Below are 16,168 nucleotides of genomic sequence, written 5' to 3'. Positions count from 1 at the left end.
CATGGAGTACCTGACGGATTTGTTGTAAACCGCAGGGATCATGAACGGATAATTTGATCAAAAAAAGAATTATACGAGGGCAGCGGTGATGCCGATTACACCGGACTGGATGATCCAGGCGACGGCAATGATCACACCGCCCATCTCGAGCGCAACGGCAACGTTGCCCTTCTTAAGTTCCTCGAATTCCTCAACCCCTGAGGTTAACTTGTCAAGGATGTTGAGTGCAAGATAGATTGCTCCAACTGCAAGGACAATGCCCGCGAGAAGCTGGAAGAACGAGAGACCCACTGCAATCAGACCATCGGTTGAAAAGATCCCGACTGCGAGTGCTTTGCTGATACCGGCGGAGAGTCCGCTGACACCGGATTCGACTACGAGAGCGATAGCAACAAAGACTGCTGCGACAATGATACCGACCGCTGCATTCCCCTTTGCAAGTTCTTTTTCCTCATCAATACCCTTGGTGATCTTGCCGAGTACCGCGAAGCCGATATAGAGGGCAACGACGGCAAAAATAATCGCAACGACCAACTGAATAAGTCCAACTGCTGCATTTTCAAGAAGCATGAATAAACCTCTTTTCCTCTCATTTCTTGGCTATAGTGCCGTATATACGTTTCTTTTATCCAAGTGGGAACCTGAAAAAACCTTTGAAAAATGCTGTCGGTTTAATTAAAAGTAGGGAGGGTTCGGGACTCATTCCGCTTTTTTGAACGAGAGCATATAGGGGATGATTACCAGGATCAGGACAAGGATACCCATGAACTGCAGGAAGAACCAGAGAAGTTCCTCATGCCAGGGATCATAGAACCGGACATTGAACCCAGCAGTCTTGTTCCACTGGACTATGGTCGTATTATCCGTCTGCCTGGTGATATTTGCACCCTGGCTGATGCCAGCAAGAAGCGGATTACTTACAGCGAACTCCTGCGGGAGGGTCACGTTCACCTGGTAGGGGCGGGTGAATGTCGCCTGAAGGTTGTTGTTCCGGAGCGGAGCGAGATAGGAGATGGTATAATTTCCTTTGGGGAATTCAATTGATGATGGAGCTCCCCACGGGCGGCTCCAGTTGTACTGATACGCGGAACCGTTAACGGTCAGCTGCACATCCGCAACCTGGAGCGGGACATTCTCTCCCATGATGCCGATTTCAGCAAATTCATATCGGGAGACATCCGTTACATCGATTGCAGCCCGGTATGTTGTACCATTCGGTAGCACAACATACTCTGCCGAGAGCGCTGCCGCTGCGGGGATGGCCGCGAGCAGGATTACAAGTGCAGCGCAGAGAGCAGCGAAGGCAGGTCCGCGTCGATCTCGGTTGGGGGTTCGCATTGTTTGATCACCGTTTCCGGGTCTTTCAGGAGATGGCCGGTGACAACACAGACAATCCGTTCGTTCCGGTCGATCATGCCGCTCTCCGCCAGTTTGCGGATGCCGGCAACTGAAGCAGCGGATGCCGGTTCAACACCGATACCCTCTTTTCGCGCCAGATCGCGCTGCATCCGGAGAATTTCATCGTCGGTCACCGATTCAGCAAGGCCTCCGGTCTTCCGGATTGCGATCAGGGCTTTCTCCGCATTGACCGGTGCCCCGATACGGATTGCTGTTGCAATGGTCTCGGGTTGCTGTTCCGGTACTACCACCGGAAGGTTCTCACGCATTGCACGGACGATGGGGCTTGATCCCTGAGCCTGGATACCGGTCATCATCGGGAGCCTGTCGATGAATCCCAGTTCCTGCCATTCCAGCAGCCCTTTATACACTGCGGAGATATTGCCGGCATTTCCCACCGGGAGAACGATGCGGTCGGGAACATCGCCCAACTGATCGATCGCCTCAAAGCCGATTGTTTTCTGTCCTTCAAGCCGGTAGGGGTTGATGGAATTGAGCAGGTACAGCCCATGGGTGAGGCAGAGGTCGTGGACCATCTCAAGGGCCTTATCGAAGTTCCCCCGGATGGAGATGACCTTTGCCCCGTGCATCAGCGCCTGGGCGATCTTCCCGACTGCAACTTTGCCGGCCGGTAACAGGACGACTGCGGGGATTCCCGCCTTTGCTGCATAGACCGCAAGGCTGGCGGACGTGTTTCCGGTGCTTGCACAGGCAACACTCTTCTTCCCGAGCTGGAGTGCCATCGAGACCCCGACGGTCATGCCCCGGTCCTTGAATGAACCGGAGGGATTCATGCCCTCGTGTTTTGCATAGAGGTGGGGAATGCCCATCTCCTCGCCAAGTCTCTTCAGGTGGTAGAGGGGGGTTCCGCCTTCCTGCAGGGTGACCGGATCTCCATGCACCGGCAGGAGTTCCTTGTATCTCCAGACGGAGATAGGCCGCTTGTCCCATGCAGCGCGGGTAACGTGTATCTCATCAAGCGGATATTTGACGGTAAGAAGGTGACCGCATTTTTTGCAGTTATACAGGATCTCGTCAGCGGGATAGGTGGCTCCACAGTTGACGCAAGCGAGATGGTACATGGCATAGTATAGGATTTCTGATTACATATAGGCGTGCGGTTTTCCGGAGGTGTCCGATGATATGCATGCCCGGTATCAGATACGTCTGCCCGCGAGTGTATGGTAGAGTTCCTCCCGGCGATCGCGTGCTACTGGGAATGTTTCCCGTGCAGTGGTCACGATCTCCGGGTCAAGATCGCAGAAGAGCAGTTGTTCAGCATCGTTTGCCCGGCATACGATCGATCCCTGCGGGTCAACCGTCATCGAACCTCCGACATAGGTATCAACCGGTGTCCTCCCGGTGGTGTTTATGCCGCATACATACATCTGGTTCTCACAGGCCCGTGCGGTGATGAAAAGTTCCCAGTGTTTCATGCGGCTTTCAGGCCAGGCCGCAGGAACGAATACTGCCTGCACCCCTTTTTTTGCATAAAGCCGGAAGAGTTCCGGGAACCTCAGATCGTAGCATAGGGCGATCCCACAGGTAAGCGGACCCAGCGTGAAGATTCCCAGGTCCGAACCCGGTGCAAATATCGTGTCCTCTCCACCGGGACTGAAGAGATGCATCTTTGCGTAGGTTGCATGGATACTGCCGTCACTGCCAACAGCAACCGCGGTATTTTTTGGATGAGAACCGGCCTTCTCCCGGAATGAGCCGAGGATACCGATATTGTTCTCTGTTGCAAGGTTGCGGAGGGTGGATACAATTGTCCCGTCACGCTCTTCAGCATGGGAATCCGAACAGGGATCCCACCCGGTAGCGAACTGTTCGGGAAAGCAGATCAGTGCTGCCCCAGAAACAGCGGCATGATGAACAAAAAGTCCGGCTTTCTGGAGTGTTTTATCCGGATCGTCCCAGACACTGGTGATCTGGGCACTGCATATCCTGACTATATGCGAATTATCCATGTTTTATCCGTTCAGATCGGGGGCAGGCTTCGCGGTGTATGGTATACGATGAGTACCGCGCTTATCACAATAAGCACTGCTGTCGTCAGGAGGAGGAACGGGGCCAGCGTAATGGTGATGCCCATAAGAAGCGCTGCAATGATGATGCCTGCCACGGTGATACTGCTGCCGATCAGCACCAGACCGACCGATGTAAAATCCCAGTCTCCCATCACGATCTCCCGACTCTGTGTCTCATGATATGTTCTGAATGCAGCATCATATAGTCTGTGGTTCCGATCGTATACAGAATTGTTCTGTATTTTTCGGGACATTTATCCAACTAAAATTATGCCGGTGATGGCCGCAGAGATGACCTCAGGTCATAGGAAAATCAGCACTGCTCTGACTGGAGACAATACCATTCAAAAAAAGAAAGATCAGTATTCGTATATCACGGATTCATCGATCCGAGTATAAGCGAATACTTCGTTGTTTTTGAAGTGGATACCGATCTCCCGGGCTGCACTCTCCGGTGAATCGGAAGCATGGATCACATTCCTGCCAATGTCAATCCCGAAGTCGCCCCGGATTGTGCCGGGTGCTGCTTCCTGGGGGTTGGTGGAGCCAATCACCTTACGGACGATTGCGACCACGTTCCTGCCCTCCCAGACCATGAGGAAACACGGGTCTCCCATGATATACTTCTTCAGTGACGGGAAGAATGGTTTTGAAAGGTGTTCCTTGTACTGTTCTGTCACCCGGGCTTCCGGTAATTTTTCGAACCGTGCTGCAACGAGTTTGAGCCCTTTTGCTTCAAGCCGGGAGACAATCTCACCCACAAGGCCACGCTGGACCCCGTCAGGCTTGACCATTACAAAGGAGCGCTCCATGAGGGATCACTCCTTGTTTGCTGCTTTCCTGCCGGCGTTCGTCCATTCGACACGGCGCGGTACGCGGCCGAGTTTCTGGTTGTTCTCGCACTTAGAGCTGCAGAAGTAGAAGATGGTACCGTCCTTCTTCACGAACATCTTGCCGGTACCGGGTTCGAGCTGGTGGCCACAGAAATTACAGACATGCTGTTCTACCATGGTTTACCGCCTCGAAAGTTTCTTTGCTTCACGCTCGGTTTCAAGGAGCATGATGACATCCCCTTCCCGGATCGGACCCACGGTGTTGCGGGTGATGATCCGTCCCTTGTTGCTGCCGTCGAGAATTCGGCACTTGACCTGCATTGCCTCACCGTGCATGCCGGTCGAACCGACGACCTCGATAACTTCGGCTGGCGTTGCATCATCTGCCATGCTGGACTCCTCACGCCTTCAGCGCGGCAAGCTGCTTGGCAAGGTCATCGATCGTCTCTTTTGCCTTACCGGGCTTGACGATTGCTGCCGCGGCTGAGCCGACATCAAGGCCGCTTGCGGCTCCGATGTCATTCTGCTTGTTGATGAAGATATAGGGAACCTTCTTCTCATCACAGAGCGGGGCAAGGTGCATGACGATCTCTGCGGGCTCGACATCGGCACCAATAACAACAAGTGCGGCAATACCGCGTTCAATGGCTTTTGTTGCCTCGTTGGATCCTTTCTTGATCTTACCGGTATCTCTTGCAACTTCAAGGGCTTCAAGCGCCTTGTTCTGGAGCTCTTCGGGAGCTTCTGTCTTAACGTAGCCTTTTGCCATAACTCACCTCATTCAGGAGAATCTGCTCCTTCATTACTCATCAGTAAATAATGATGTAGCCATACCAGTTCGTCAGGAATGGAAATAAAGGTTTGTGCCACGACGTGATTGACAGGGGTAAATACCCCCTGTGTAATGGGGAAAGGTTACCCTGAAAGGCGATAAATATCCGTGTTATCCGCGGAATATACTTTCGTGAGACCGGCATTCGGGAGGGAGACATTATACCGATCACGCTCTGAATCGCCGACATACAATAGGGTGGCGTTATATTTTTTTATGAGCTCGATGGTCTTATCCGGCGTTTCGTAAATGTCCCGAATATCCGCTTTTCTTGTTGAGAACCAGCCGTCTGGATCTCCTCGCCACATGAACTCGTGGAAGGGCTGGCCAATGATGGCGGGAATGCCCGTGAACGATGCAACGCGGGAATAGTAGGAGTAATCCCCGTTCTCGGCTTCAACAAGGATCTCCCCGGTGGGGAGTGTCCGGAGGTACGCGACTGCACCTGCATCACCTTTGTGGGTGGTGGAAAGATAGGCCAGGCCGTCAAGGGTGCCGGTTCCGTATCCCATGTTATATCCTGCGAAGAACGGGACTGCAAGAAGCAGGCAGAGCAGTCCCACGGATACAACTGCGGCATGCCGGGATGAGAGGACCGGGATCCGACCCCACGTTGTGAGCCACTGCCCCACCATGATCATGGCGGCAGTGCTCAGCATCAGCCATGCGGGGAGGTAGCATTTGAAGATCGTGTTCATCCGGAAGTACGTCTCCCCCATATTGTCCTTCATGTAGACGAGTTCACAGACAACGAGGATTGCAAGGCCGAATACTGCGAGGAGATCGGGGAAATTACGGTTGGCTTTTGCAGCGAAATAGACCAGCGGGATAATGGCGATCGCTGCTGCAGCATATCCTGCAAGGACGAATGGCAAGCATGCCAGAAGGAGCCACGGCCGTTTCCTGAACTCCGGGACAAGCAGGGCAAAGAAGATGGCAATGAAGATCCCGTTCACCCAGAGGAATTCAAGGGGGTCCGACGGTGTCCTGACAAGGGCAATTGCCCCGGTCTGCGTCTGCAGTTGCAGGTAGAATGGCAGGTAACAGAGGATCGATACAGGTGGAACGGCAAGCAGGAATGCCCACGCGGACCGGTCCAATGCCATGCGTTTTCTCCAGAGGATCAGGAACGCGATGATCAGGACAATGGGGGCATAGATGAGTACATCCCACGTGTTGAAGGCCGGCATCGAGCCAAGGCTGACGGCGATAAGGGCCATGACGATGACTTTTGCAGTCCTGTCCAGGGTCTCCCAGCGCTTGTAGGCAAAGAGGAGGAGGAAGATGAGGAAGATCTGGTTGAAGATTGAAATAACGTGGGGATGGACATCTCCCCAGACAAATGAGAAGAGCGGAAACTCGTTGATGGTGTTGGTGATTGTCCGTGTACCCAGCCAGGACAGCGATGCATCATACGCCGGGTTCACCGTGGTCCCGGTAATCAGTTGGTATATGAGCGACGGATTCGGCAGGATCAGGATGATGAGGGGCAGCCACCGGAAACGGTCGAGAACCAGTGTCCCGATAGCGTAAAGGCTGACTGCCGAGAGTGCAAAGACTGTGGGCAGGGAGAGGTTGAACGCTATGTTTGAGGAGACTCCGCTGACAATGGCAAGGCACCCGAGCATCCAGTATCCCAGATAGTAATAGACATTCAGTGTACCTCCTGCAAACCATGGGTCAAGCGGAGGAACGACAGGATTCAGGATCACCGATGCGAGAAACCCATGGTCCATGAATTTCTCTGCATAGGATATCGTCGGATTGACAAACCGGATATCCAGCATGATGAGGAACGCTGCAAGGAAGAGCGCCTCCCAGCGCCACTCATCTTTCAGTTCATCGATACGGTAATCCTGATGGTACACGTGCCATACAGCCAGACCTATGAATGGAATGAGTGCCAGCTGGATGGGGATCCGGGCAAGGCCGCAGTACCAGGTTATGAGAGTAAACAAGAGTAATGACGCGGGAAAAGCAACCGGAAAGGCAAACCTGCCGAAGGTCTTTTTCAGTGAGGGATATACTGAAAGCTGGAGAAGGGTCAGGATAACGAGCCAGCTGAGTACGGCAATAATCTGCGATTCAGGTGCTGTCAGGTTTCTTCCCTCCGCCAAATTTGGTATTGAATGCTTCTTTGATACTTGGGATTACCCAGTCGCCAAAGTAGTAGATCGAGACGATACCCCCTCCAAGGGTAACAAGGTTCTTGATAAGGTGGTCGATCACCGCAATCAAGGTTGCAACCGCGGGATCAACGCCAGCCAGCCCGAAAGTGAGAGCAAGGGCGAGCTCGTAGGTTCCCATCCCCCCGGGAGTCAGCGGGACCGCCTTCACGAGATTACCAATAACGACTGCCAGCACGATAATGGCAACCGGGATCTGTTGTTCGAACATCAGGACAACGGCAAGGCAGACCAGGATGTCCAGTAACCAGATAACAATGGATGATGCACCAAGGACAATAATTGAACGAAGGGAGAGTGAGGCCCGCTTGATCTCGTGAAGCATGTTCAGGATGATGACGATATACTTATTCTTCGAAGAGAATTTCCCGACAAAGAGAAGGAAAGCAAAGAAGAGTACGCCCGCAACAAGCGGGATTATAATGAGGGTGGTGAACCACGCGGGTGCGTTGATGACAAAAAAGATCGATACAGCACCCAGCAGGGCTACTGTGAAGATGTCAAAGACACGCTCGACAACGATTGAAGAAACACCCTCAGAATAGGTCGTATTATATTCGTGCTTCAGGATGAAGACCCGGACAAAATCGCCGAGCCGGGCCGGGACAATGAGATTGACGGTCTGGCTGACGAAGATGCATGCTGTTGAGACGGTGACCCCGACGTTATAATGCAGGCTTTTAAGAATCGAATGATACCTCCACCCGCGAAGCCACCACGCAAAAAGGCAGATGAGAACTCCGAGGAGAAGGTATGCCGGTATAATATGCTGGAGCGCGACAAGGAGTTCATCCCAAACACTATAGAGCATATAGCCGATGATGCCAAAGGCAATGATCGTTGGTATGACAATAGCGCTAATCTTTCGATACATGAATCTGCCACCATAACCGCAGGATTGCCTCGCCCATGGAGAATATATCCTTTACTTTGACCGTTGTCCCTTTTCCCGCACGCCAGTGCACGGCAAATTCGCTGACCCGGAATCCCTGTCTCTGGGCACGGACAAGGATCTCGGTATCCCAGAACCAGTGGTTATCCCGGATGGAAGGCAGGATAGTCTCAATACGTCCTCGGTTGAATGCCTTGAAGCCGCACTGATGATCGAAGATCCTGCTTCCAAGGAAGAGCCTCACCAGAAAATTGTAGGACCGGCTGGCGAACTCGCGTCCGCCGGTCCTGATGATGTCACTGTCGGGAAGGAGTCGTGAACCGGTGGCAATATCATATCCCTCGCGGATGGCACCTATCAATGTCGGGAGGTGCTGCATATTTGTTGCCAGATCAACGTCATAGTAGCAGACGATTGACCCTTGTGCCTCCCCTATTGCCCGGTTCAGTGCCCGTCCTCTTCCCTGGCGTGCATCACTATGAAGGAGACGTACCCGTGGATCTTTTATGGTATATTCCCGCACAAATTCAGCACTCCCGTCGGTACTCCCATCCTCGGCTATGAGTATCTCAAAATCTGGTGTGATCGCGGACAGAGAGTCCACCGAAATGGGGAGTGCGGTCTCCAGGGAGGGTCGATCGTTATACACCGGAATAATTGCGGTAACTTCGGCTTTTATCATGTATCCCCCGCAGCCTTTGCTACAGTTCTGACACATTCTGCTACCTCGTGTCCTGCCCGGATGGATCCCTCCATACTGCGCTCGGGATAATTCGTTGATGTAAACATCCCTGCCATAAAAAGGCCGGCATGTCCGTAACCCGGGATAAGGGAACGGTATCCCGTTGTATAGACAGGTCCTGCCCACGGATCAACTGCCATCCGGTGCCAGTGGATCTCCCGCTCGGATACGTTGAATCTACGGCAGAAATCCAATATCATCCGCTCATCAAGCTGGCAGGGGATGGTACCGGAGAAATATGATGCAAGATAGACGATATGCTCCCCATATCTCTCCTGGGGGATAAAATTCGTATGGGAAACAACAGCACCGTACGGTGCAGAGTCTTTCATGTTCAGCCAGTAAATCCCATCAGTAACCTGGCGGTCCAGTGCAAGAGTCATGCAGGCAGCACCCTGGTAGGGTATATGTGGCTGGGCGGGGCCTCCGATCCGTTCCAGTTCCTGGGGTGGGATGGTGGAGATTACGGCATCGAACCGGGTGCCGTTGAGCATCCATGCATTTCCCTCGCGTGAAAGTGATGAGACTGGGGTCTGTTTCTCAATACATCCCCCTTTTCTGGCAACCGCAGTTTCAAGTGACCCGATAATCTGGTGGAACCCGCCATTCAGGTATCCCAATCGTTCCCCGGATACGCCGCGATTGGACCGAATAGCGATGCGGCTGATGAGCCATGCTGCGGAGACCTCATTTCTCCGCTCGCCGAATTTGCTTTTTAAGAGAGGCTCAAAGAACGATGAATAAACATTGGTCCCGAGTTTCTCGATAATATACTGGTCCGCTGGGATACCATCGAGCGCTTTGAGATCAATTTTGTTTGCACGCAGGGTAAGCCATGCCAGTTTTGCTTTGTCGATAAGGGTCAGTTCCGGGTAGGAAAGGATCTCTCTGGGGGTATTCAGCGGATAGATATGATTTCTCGCGAAATATCCCGTTGTCCCGTTAATCCATTCCAGTTTTTCAAAAAGACCGGTCTCTTTCAAGAGTGCAAACAGGGATGTATCCGATGAAAAACAGTGGTGATAGTACCGCTCAATCCAGTAATCATGCATGTTATATGAGGAGAGGCAACCCCCGAGATAGGGCATTTTTTCAAAGAGCTGAATCTCATGTTCTCCCGCAAGGGTATGGGCGGCAACAAGCCCGGTCAATCCACCCCCGATAATCCCGATCTTCATGGCAGTTAATCTATAGTACTTTTGGGGGCGAAATGAAAAAGGCTCCGGAAAAAACGCTGGAATTTTCTATGTTACCTCGAAGATCTCATAAGAAGGTTTTTGTACTGCTGAAATAAAGGTTCATATCAGCAAAAGGACTTAAAAGAATTAAAAGAAATTACATATCTGTTAGCCCATTGGATGGTGTCACCGGATGCGGGTATTTTTTATAGGATTTGGCCAGGCGGGCGGCAAAATTGTTGATATGTTCATTGAGCAGGATAAGAAGCTCGGAACACACAGTTTTAGAGGCATTGCCGTCAATACCGCGCGAACGGACCTGATGGGATTGCAAAATATTGAGATGAAGGATAGGATTCTTATCGGCCAGACGATGGTCAAGGGTCACGGTGTAGGCACCGACAACGTGACCGGTGCCCGGGTTACCGCTGAAGAAATTGACAGCATCATCAGTGCGATTGATATGCGTGGCACTCATGATGTTGATGCATTTGTCGTGGTAGCAGGGCTTGGGGGGGGTACAGGTTCCGGGGGTTCACCGGTTCTTTGCCGCCATCTCAAGCGTATCTACCGGGAGCCGGTATATGCTCTCGGAATTATTCCCGCTCCGGAAGAAGGGAGGCTCTATTCCTATAATGCCGCCCGCAGCCTGACCACCCTTGTTAATGAAGCCGATAATACTTTTATTTTCGATAACAGTGCCTGGAAGAACGAAGGGGAGAGTGTAAAAACCGCATTCACACGCTTGAATAATGAGGTTGTGAGACGGTTTGCAGTTCTCTTCCGTGCCGGTGAAGTGAATAAGGGTATGGGAGTCGGTGAGATGGTGGTCGACTCAAGTGAGATCATCAATACGCTCCGTGGTGGCGGCATCACCTCTGTGGGGTATGCGGTCAGTGAAGTAGTAAGCAAACAAACAAGAGACAAGCGTGGCCTTTTAGGTGGATTAAAGGATAAATTCGGAGGCAAGAAGGATGCTAACGTCGAGGTCCTGATGGGTGAGGATCGTTCGGCCAAGATCGTTGCCCTTGTGCGCAGGGCAATGCTCGGGCGACTGACTCTCCCCTGCGATTACTCAACGGCGGAGCGTGCACTGGTTCTTCTTGCAGGGCCACCAGATGAGATGGACCGAAAAGGTGTAGAGAAGGCAAAGAGCTGGGTGGAAGAGAACATCGCCGGTGTGGAAGTGCGTGGCGGTGATTACCCGGTCAACAGTGAGTATGTTGCGGCTGTTGTGATGCTGGCAACTGTCGGGAATGCCCCTCGAATCAAAGAACTCCTTGATATTGCAAAAGAAACAAAAGAAGATGTTATAAAGTCAAAGGAGAAAAAAACGAGTATGTTTGAAGAAGGGATAGATCCCTTGTTTGAGTGAGGTTGATGATGAAGGGATTAACAAGACTGGTTATTCTTGCAGTGGTTGTGTCTATTTTATGCATACCATTAGTATCTGCATTTTCTGTTGGAGAGATGTCGATTGACCCCTCCGGGTCACTCACGCCAAATACTGCGGTTACGGTCAAATTCAAGGTCACATTTTCTGCATCGTCAGATTTGACGTTTCCCTCCGAAAGCGACTTGGTCATGACAACCGATCTGACCGACCCGAAATGGACATATACAATTATTCTTGATGATGTTGAAAATCCCCGCAATCCTACTGGAGGGAAAACACTGGATTTGAGCGGATTTGAACTCTCGTACCCGTCAAGCGTTGATGAGGAAGTCAGTGTTACTCTTGAAGGAACTGCTCCGTCGGTTGATACAACAACCAACAAGATCATGGTGAACATCAAGGAGATTGATTCCAATGGGAATACGGTTGCCAGTTCCATGGTTAATAAAACCGCTTTGGTGATCAATACTGGTGATGTAACAAAGGTTGTATCAGAAGAAAATACCAATCTCCAGTCCCTTCAGTCTCATATTGATGAAAAGAGTGCCATGGGTATCGATACCTCCGACGCCGAATCCTATTATAATGATGCTAAATCAAAAATATCTACGGCATCATCCCGACCCGCAACGCAATATACTGATGCCCTGAATGATCTGACTTCTGCACAGACTGCAATCGATGCAGGTGAAAAAGCACTTGAACTGGCATGGGCTGAGAATGAAATTGCAAATGCACAGGTTCCGATTAATAATGTCGATGGCATTATTGCCTGGTTTAAAGGGAACTCAAGTACCTCCAGCGATTCTCAATTGTCAGCTATTGTTGCAAAACGGGAAGTGGCAGTGAACTATATCTCAAATGCGCAAGATGCAGTTACTTCAGAAAATTATGAGCAAGCCCGTTCCAAGGCCGCCGAAGCATTTACCAAAGGCAATGAATCGTACACGGATGCACTTGTACGCCAGAAAGAACTGATGAAATCCGGGTTTCTGCCGAACATCACACTTCCTAAAATCCCCGGGGGAATATTCCTGATTATTGGTGTGATTGTTGTTGTTCTTGTTGTTGTGGGGATAATCATCTACCGTAAACGTTCACGCTGGGATGAACTTGGTTGATCACATCACCAGAACACTCTTTTTGTTTACCCTACCTTTAAATTCCTGTTTTTGTTGTAGATTTGGCACTCCTTAATACGTTCTAACGAATGCCAGGGTGATTCTCCCGGCTGAACATGTGATTATGGTATTGTAAAAAAGAGCGATTACCTGTAATGGTAATTTTGTGGATCACATTATGCCGGTCACCTTTTGTTGAGTGATGGTTTAAGTGGAGAGTGATTATATCAGCAAATTGGATTCTCGTGCTTTTTTATTTTCATCCATTCATTCTGGGGTTTATCCCATTATGCCAGATTATCGTAGGGACTGGGATGCAGACATCCCGATCTTTGGAATTCGAATAAAAAACCAAGTAGTTGGATGATATTAAAATGAGGGATGAGATAGATATCCCTCAGTATTCAGCCTCTGGTGAACACATCAATATTGATACTGCCCATCTTGCCGTCACGGTGGAGATAATAATCCGCAAGACGATTATTGTTGTCATAAAATGAGAACCAGTAGGACAACTTGTACGTCTTTTTTGTATATCCATCAATGGAGGGCAGGCTCTCGGTGTCGTGAAGGATAATAACCCCCGGTTCATTCGATATAAGCTCTTTTTCCTCAGGTACTGAACTGTATAGTGTAATTTTATCCCAACGGTCTCCCCGGAAATACCATGGGAGCGGCCAATAATCCTTCGATGCAATCACTAGAGCATCTGACTCGTCCATTAATTGCATTACTTCGCGCATCTCTTCTGAATTCTGGACCTGCACAATTGGTTCGTTAATATCCACGGGAACGAAGGCTACGTGCCAGGTCATGACAAGGAGGAAGATGCAGCCGGCAAGTGCAATAATGAGTTTCTGCCAGTTGAGTTTATACACGGCAACAAAACACATCGGGAGCAACTGGGGGATAATAAGCCACGGGACTTTCTCTCCAACGTATGCATAAAATGCCATCGTGAGGATCATCCAATAGAGACAGAACCTGAAGAACAGTTCGGATTTTGAATTCTCCTGTTGCGATTTTTTCAGCTGGCTGACACTCACGGCAGCAAGATCGCCTACGGTGAGTTGAAAATGATGGTTATGGATCCAGTTCTTCAGGCGTCGGTAATACGTTGAGGTACCAGGACTTGAAAAGAGTATCTGGATCGCCCCGAATAGAGCCAGGATGAATATAGGCAGTTCATAGAGCAGGTTAAGTGGGAGATAATAGTACAATGGACCTCCCAACCGCTGCTGGTTATGCATTGCCATCCAGTGATCAATGGCCTGGTACCACCCGGTAGTGGTATAATTGAATTGGATGGCCCCATCTGCACCCTTTATACCGAAATTCTCCCCGATAATTGTCTCGGTATGGCCGCCGAATCCAGTGTACAGGATCATACAGAGGGCGGTAACCAGAAGTATACTGACAATGAGATCGCGTTTCCAGTGAGGGGGCAGGGTGAATCGTTTCCACCAGATCGAGATCAGGAAAAAGGATCCGATAATAATCAAAAGAACCGGCATCTCTTCTTTACAGCTGAGTGCTCCTGCCGCGGCAATGGCAGCGATAACCGCGAACCGTGCCTGTCCCCGTTCGAAATAGTAGAAGAGGGCAACGATCAGCAGAAACGTGAAGAAGAGCATGAAAATATCGTGCCTGAGGAATCGGGAGAAATAGATCATATCGGGAGATATGGCAATGAACAGGCTCACCAACAGAGTCTGTGTCTTGTCAATATACCTGAGCCGGTAGATGCAATAGACCAGGGGAATCAGCAGGAATCCGAAGAGTGCAGGCAGCAGCCGTGCGACAAGATCCGATGCACCAAATATTGAGAACATCCCGGCGGTGACGAAATAGAGGAACGGTCCGTGATAACTGGGATCGTATGCCCAGGTACTTTTTGTCAGTAACTGGTACGAGAACCACGAATGGATGGCTTCATCGTGATGGAGCAGTTTAAGATCAAGCTGCCAGAATCTCAGGATAAATGCAGCGATGAGTATAAGAAGAAAAATTCTTTCGAAAGTAAAAATTTGTCGGATTTTATGGGAAAAATGAGCGGCTTGCTGCACGCCGCACCTTCAACTCTCTAAAACAATCTCAATGCCGATATCTTTTGGCACCTGAATGCGCATCAACTGGCGAAGTGCACGCTCATCTGCATCAATGTCAATGAGACGCTTGTGAACGCGCAGCTGCCAGCGGTCCCAGGTTGCGGTCCCTTCTCCATCAGGACTCTTGCGGATTGGTACGACCAGCCGTTTGGTCGGGAGCGGTATTGGACCGGCCAGATTAACACCTGTTCGCTCTGCGATCTCTCTTATCCTGTCACAGACCATCTCTACTTTCTGAAAGTCGGTTCCTGTCAGGCGAATTCTGGCTTTTTGCATGGTAACACCAAAAAATTATAGCATCTGTTTTGGCTGGACGGCGATACACATGCCGGCGGCAATTGTTTGACCCATATCCCGGACGGCAAACCTTCCGAGCTGCGGGAGCTCCTTGACGTTTTCGATGACCATCGGCTTTGTCGGCTTGATGACAACAATGGCTGCATCCCCTGACTTGAGGAAGGTCGGGTTCTCTTCCTTGGTCTGGCCGGAGCGGGGATCGAGTTTCTTCTTGAGCTCGATGAACGTGCAGGCGGTCTGGGTTGTGTGGCAGTGGAAGACCGGCGTATATCCAACGGTCAGTGCGCTCGGGTGCTGGAGCACGACGATCTGTGCGGTGAATTCATCAGCAACAGTCGGTGGTGCTTCTGCGGGGCCCATTACATCGCCGCGGCGGATGTCGCCCTTTCCGATACCACGGACGTTGAAACCAACATTGTCCCCGGGGACTGCCTGAGGGATTTCTTCGTGGTGCATTTCAATGGACTTGATTTCCCCAGCCTTGTTGGCGGGCATGAAGGATACTTTCATTCCCTTCTTCACGATACCGGTTTCTACACGGCCGACTGGCACAGTGCCGATACCGCTGATGCTGTATACATCCTGAATAGGCAGGCGCATGGGCTTGTCGGTCGGTTTTGCCGGTTCCTTGAATGTGTCGAGTGCCGGGATGAGTGCAATTCCTTTGTACCAGGGGGTTTCAGGGCTGTTGGCCTTGATGTTGACTCCCTGCAGGGAGCTGATGGGGATGAAAAGAGTCTCTTCGGGCTTGTAGCCGACCATCTTAATGAGATTCGACATGTCAGCCTTGACTTCGTTAAAGCGCTTCTCATCATACTTTACTGCGTCCATCTTGTTGATGGCAATGATGATCTGTGAAATGCCAAGGGTCCTTGCAAGGAAGACGTGCTCCTTAGTCTGTTCCATCGCACCATCGGGTGCTGCAACAACAAGGATCGCTGCATCGGCCTGGGATGCACCGGTGATCATGTTCTTGACGAAGTCTCTGTGCCCTGGGCAATCTACGACCGTGAAATAGAACTTGGGTGTGTCGAACCGCTTGTGGGCGATATCGATGGTGATACCTCTCTCACGTTCCTCTTTCAGGTTATCCATAACCCATGCAAATTCAAAGGTGGCCTTACCCTTGGATTCAGCCTCCTTGCGGTACCCTTC

At 50.9% G+C, this 16,168-nt stretch carries 18 protein-coding genes; 2 read left to right on the top strand and 16 right to left on the bottom strand.

Annotated features, from left to right (window positions below):
- Positions 1-69: 69 nt before the first annotated feature.
- The 13 genes from LUQ43_RS06465 to LUQ43_RS06405 all read right to left on the bottom strand — a co-directional run bounded on the left by LUQ43_RS06465 (position 70) and on the right by LUQ43_RS06405 (position 10,091).
- Positions 70-570 (bottom strand): DUF350 domain-containing protein, encoded by a 501-nt coding sequence (locus tag LUQ43_RS06465; protein ID WP_299965328.1) that lies wholly within the window; start codon positions 568-570, stop codon positions 70-72.
- 129 nt (positions 571-699) lie between these two features.
- Positions 700-1,338 carry a DUF5803 family protein gene (locus LUQ43_RS06460; RefSeq protein ID WP_299965326.1) on the bottom strand — a complete coding sequence of 213 codons (639 nt, stop codon included), beginning with the start codon at positions 1,336-1,338 and terminating at the stop codon, positions 700-702.
- Positions 1,275-2,480 carry a threonine synthase gene (gene thrC / locus LUQ43_RS06455; protein WP_299965324.1) on the bottom strand — a complete coding sequence of 402 codons (1,206 nt, stop codon included), beginning with the start codon at positions 2,478-2,480 and terminating at the stop codon, positions 1,275-1,277. Before thrC ends, LUQ43_RS06460 begins: the two co-directional genes overlap by 64 nt.
- A 75-nt stretch (positions 2,481-2,555) precedes the next feature.
- Complete coding sequence (locus LUQ43_RS06450) at positions 2,556-3,368, bottom strand: nitrilase-related carbon-nitrogen hydrolase (RefSeq protein WP_299965322.1); 813 nt, start codon at positions 3,366-3,368, stop codon at positions 2,556-2,558.
- A gap of 11 nt (positions 3,369-3,379) precedes the next feature.
- On the bottom strand, positions 3,380-3,580 hold the full coding sequence (locus LUQ43_RS06445; RefSeq protein WP_299965320.1) for a hypothetical protein: 201 nt from the start codon (positions 3,578-3,580) through the stop codon (positions 3,380-3,382).
- A gap of 207 nt (positions 3,581-3,787) precedes the next feature.
- Positions 3,788-4,240, bottom strand: a complete 453-nt coding sequence (ndk, locus tag LUQ43_RS06440) for a nucleoside-diphosphate kinase (RefSeq protein ID WP_299965317.1) — start codon at positions 4,238-4,240, stop codon at positions 3,788-3,790.
- A 6-nt stretch (positions 4,241-4,246) separates the two neighbouring features.
- Positions 4,247-4,438 (bottom strand): 50S ribosomal protein L24e, encoded by a 192-nt coding sequence (locus LUQ43_RS06435; protein ID WP_299965314.1) that lies wholly within the window; start codon positions 4,436-4,438, stop codon positions 4,247-4,249.
- Between the two features lie 3 nt (positions 4,439-4,441).
- Positions 4,442-4,651 (bottom strand): 30S ribosomal protein S28e, encoded by a 210-nt coding sequence (locus LUQ43_RS06430; protein ID WP_299965312.1) that lies wholly within the window; start codon positions 4,649-4,651, stop codon positions 4,442-4,444.
- A 10-nt stretch (positions 4,652-4,661) separates the two neighbouring features.
- Positions 4,662-5,030, bottom strand: coding sequence for a 50S ribosomal protein L7Ae (rpl7ae, locus tag LUQ43_RS06425; RefSeq protein ID WP_299965310.1), 369 nt, complete (start codon positions 5,028-5,030; stop codon positions 4,662-4,664).
- A 146-nt stretch (positions 5,031-5,176) separates the two neighbouring features.
- Positions 5,177-7,210, bottom strand: coding sequence for a DUF2298 domain-containing protein (locus tag LUQ43_RS06420; RefSeq protein WP_299965307.1), 2,034 nt, complete (start codon positions 7,208-7,210; stop codon positions 5,177-5,179).
- Positions 7,179-8,153 carry a lysylphosphatidylglycerol synthase transmembrane domain-containing protein gene (locus LUQ43_RS06415; RefSeq protein ID WP_299965305.1) on the bottom strand — a complete coding sequence of 325 codons (975 nt, stop codon included), beginning with the start codon at positions 8,151-8,153 and terminating at the stop codon, positions 7,179-7,181. Before LUQ43_RS06415 ends, LUQ43_RS06420 begins: the two co-directional genes overlap by 32 nt.
- Positions 8,137-8,853, bottom strand: coding sequence for a dolichyl-phosphate beta-glucosyltransferase (locus tag LUQ43_RS06410; protein ID WP_299965303.1), 717 nt, complete (start codon positions 8,851-8,853; stop codon positions 8,137-8,139). Before LUQ43_RS06410 ends, LUQ43_RS06415 begins: the two co-directional genes overlap by 17 nt.
- On the bottom strand, positions 8,850-10,091 hold the full coding sequence (locus LUQ43_RS06405) for an NAD(P)/FAD-dependent oxidoreductase (RefSeq protein WP_299965300.1): 1,242 nt from the start codon (positions 10,089-10,091) through the stop codon (positions 8,850-8,852). The genes LUQ43_RS06410 and LUQ43_RS06405 overlap by 4 nt, the downstream gene beginning before the upstream one ends.
- A 193-nt stretch (positions 10,092-10,284) precedes the next feature.
- Here LUQ43_RS06405 and LUQ43_RS06400 point away from each other — a divergent pair, with 193 nt between their 5' ends.
- Both LUQ43_RS06400 and LUQ43_RS06395 read left to right on the top strand, forming a co-directional pair.
- The gene (locus LUQ43_RS06400) at positions 10,285-11,466 is read left to right on the top strand and encodes a tubulin/FtsZ family protein (protein WP_299965298.1); all 1,182 of its coding nucleotides are present in this window, start codon (positions 10,285-10,287) and stop codon (positions 11,464-11,466) included.
- A 5-nt stretch (positions 11,467-11,471) separates the two neighbouring features.
- Complete coding sequence (locus tag LUQ43_RS06395; RefSeq protein ID WP_299965296.1) at positions 11,472-12,608, top strand: hypothetical protein; 1,137 nt, start codon at positions 11,472-11,474, stop codon at positions 12,606-12,608.
- 404 nt (positions 12,609-13,012) lie between these two features.
- On the opposite strand, the gene LUQ43_RS06390 is transcribed toward LUQ43_RS06395, so the two are convergent.
- The 3 genes from LUQ43_RS06390 to tuf form a co-directional block, all read right to left on the bottom strand.
- Positions 13,013-14,674 (bottom strand): flippase activity-associated protein Agl23, encoded by a 1,662-nt coding sequence (locus LUQ43_RS06390; RefSeq protein WP_299965294.1) that lies wholly within the window; start codon positions 14,672-14,674, stop codon positions 13,013-13,015.
- 9 nt (positions 14,675-14,683) lie between these two features.
- Complete coding sequence (gene rpsJ / locus LUQ43_RS06385) at positions 14,684-14,992, bottom strand: 30S ribosomal protein S10 (protein ID WP_015286469.1); 309 nt, start codon at positions 14,990-14,992, stop codon at positions 14,684-14,686.
- A gap of 15 nt (positions 14,993-15,007) precedes the next feature.
- Positions 15,008-16,168: translation elongation factor EF-1 subunit alpha (tuf, locus tag LUQ43_RS06380; RefSeq protein ID WP_299965287.1), on the bottom strand; the 1,161-nt coding region annotated here is incomplete at its 5' end.

This window comes from Methanoregula sp. (assembly GCF_028679125.1).
In the GTDB taxonomy this organism is placed as follows: domain Archaea; phylum Halobacteriota; class Methanomicrobia; order Methanomicrobiales; family Methanospirillaceae; genus Methanoregula.
The sequence above is the reverse complement of the archived record's forward strand: the minus strand, read 5'-3'. Positions and strand labels throughout refer to the sequence as shown.

What these genes read in the sequence shown, in the direction of transcription:
- LUQ43_RS06460 (WP_299965326.1), bottom strand. Translation starts at nt 1,338, where the DNA reads ATGCGAACCCCCAACCGAGATCGACGCGGACCTGCCTTCGCTGCTCTC.
- LUQ43_RS06445 (WP_299965320.1), bottom strand. Translation starts at nt 3,580, where the DNA reads ATGGGAGACTGGGATTTTACATCGGTCGGTCTGGTGCTGATCGGCAGC.
- LUQ43_RS06395 (WP_299965296.1), top strand. Translation starts at nt 11,472, where the DNA reads ATGATGAAGGGATTAACAAGACTGGTTATTCTTGCAGTGGTTGTGTCT.
- ndk (WP_299965317.1), bottom strand. Translation starts at nt 4,240, where the DNA reads ATGGAGCGCTCCTTTGTAATGGTCAAGCCTGACGGGGTCCAGCGTGGC.
- LUQ43_RS06435 (WP_299965314.1), bottom strand. Translation starts at nt 4,438, where the DNA reads ATGGTAGAACAGCATGTCTGTAATTTCTGTGGCCACCAGCTCGAACCC.
- LUQ43_RS06410 (WP_299965303.1), bottom strand. Translation starts at nt 8,853, where the DNA reads ATGATAAAAGCCGAAGTTACCGCAATTATTCCGGTGTATAACGATCGA.
- rpsJ (WP_015286469.1), bottom strand. Translation starts at nt 14,992, where the DNA reads ATGCAAAAAGCCAGAATTCGCCTGACAGGAACCGACTTTCAGAAAGTA.
- rpl7ae (WP_299965310.1), bottom strand. Translation starts at nt 5,030, where the DNA reads ATGGCAAAAGGCTACGTTAAGACAGAAGCTCCCGAAGAGCTCCAGAAC.
- LUQ43_RS06405 (WP_299965300.1), bottom strand. Translation starts at nt 10,091, where the DNA reads ATGAAGATCGGGATTATCGGGGGTGGATTGACCGGGCTTGTTGCCGCC.
- thrC (WP_299965324.1), bottom strand. Translation starts at nt 2,480, where the DNA reads ATGTACCATCTCGCTTGCGTCAACTGTGGAGCCACCTATCCCGCTGAC.
- LUQ43_RS06400 (WP_299965298.1), top strand. Translation starts at nt 10,285, where the DNA reads ATGCGGGTATTTTTTATAGGATTTGGCCAGGCGGGCGGCAAAATTGTT.
- LUQ43_RS06415 (WP_299965305.1), bottom strand. Translation starts at nt 8,153, where the DNA reads ATGTATCGAAAGATTAGCGCTATTGTCATACCAACGATCATTGCCTTT.
- LUQ43_RS06430 (WP_299965312.1), bottom strand. Translation starts at nt 4,651, where the DNA reads ATGGCAGATGATGCAACGCCAGCCGAAGTTATCGAGGTCGTCGGTTCG.
- LUQ43_RS06450 (WP_299965322.1), bottom strand. Translation starts at nt 3,368, where the DNA reads ATGGATAATTCGCATATAGTCAGGATATGCAGTGCCCAGATCACCAGT.
- LUQ43_RS06465 (WP_299965328.1), bottom strand. Translation starts at nt 570, where the DNA reads ATGCTTCTTGAAAATGCAGCAGTTGGACTTATTCAGTTGGTCGTTGCG.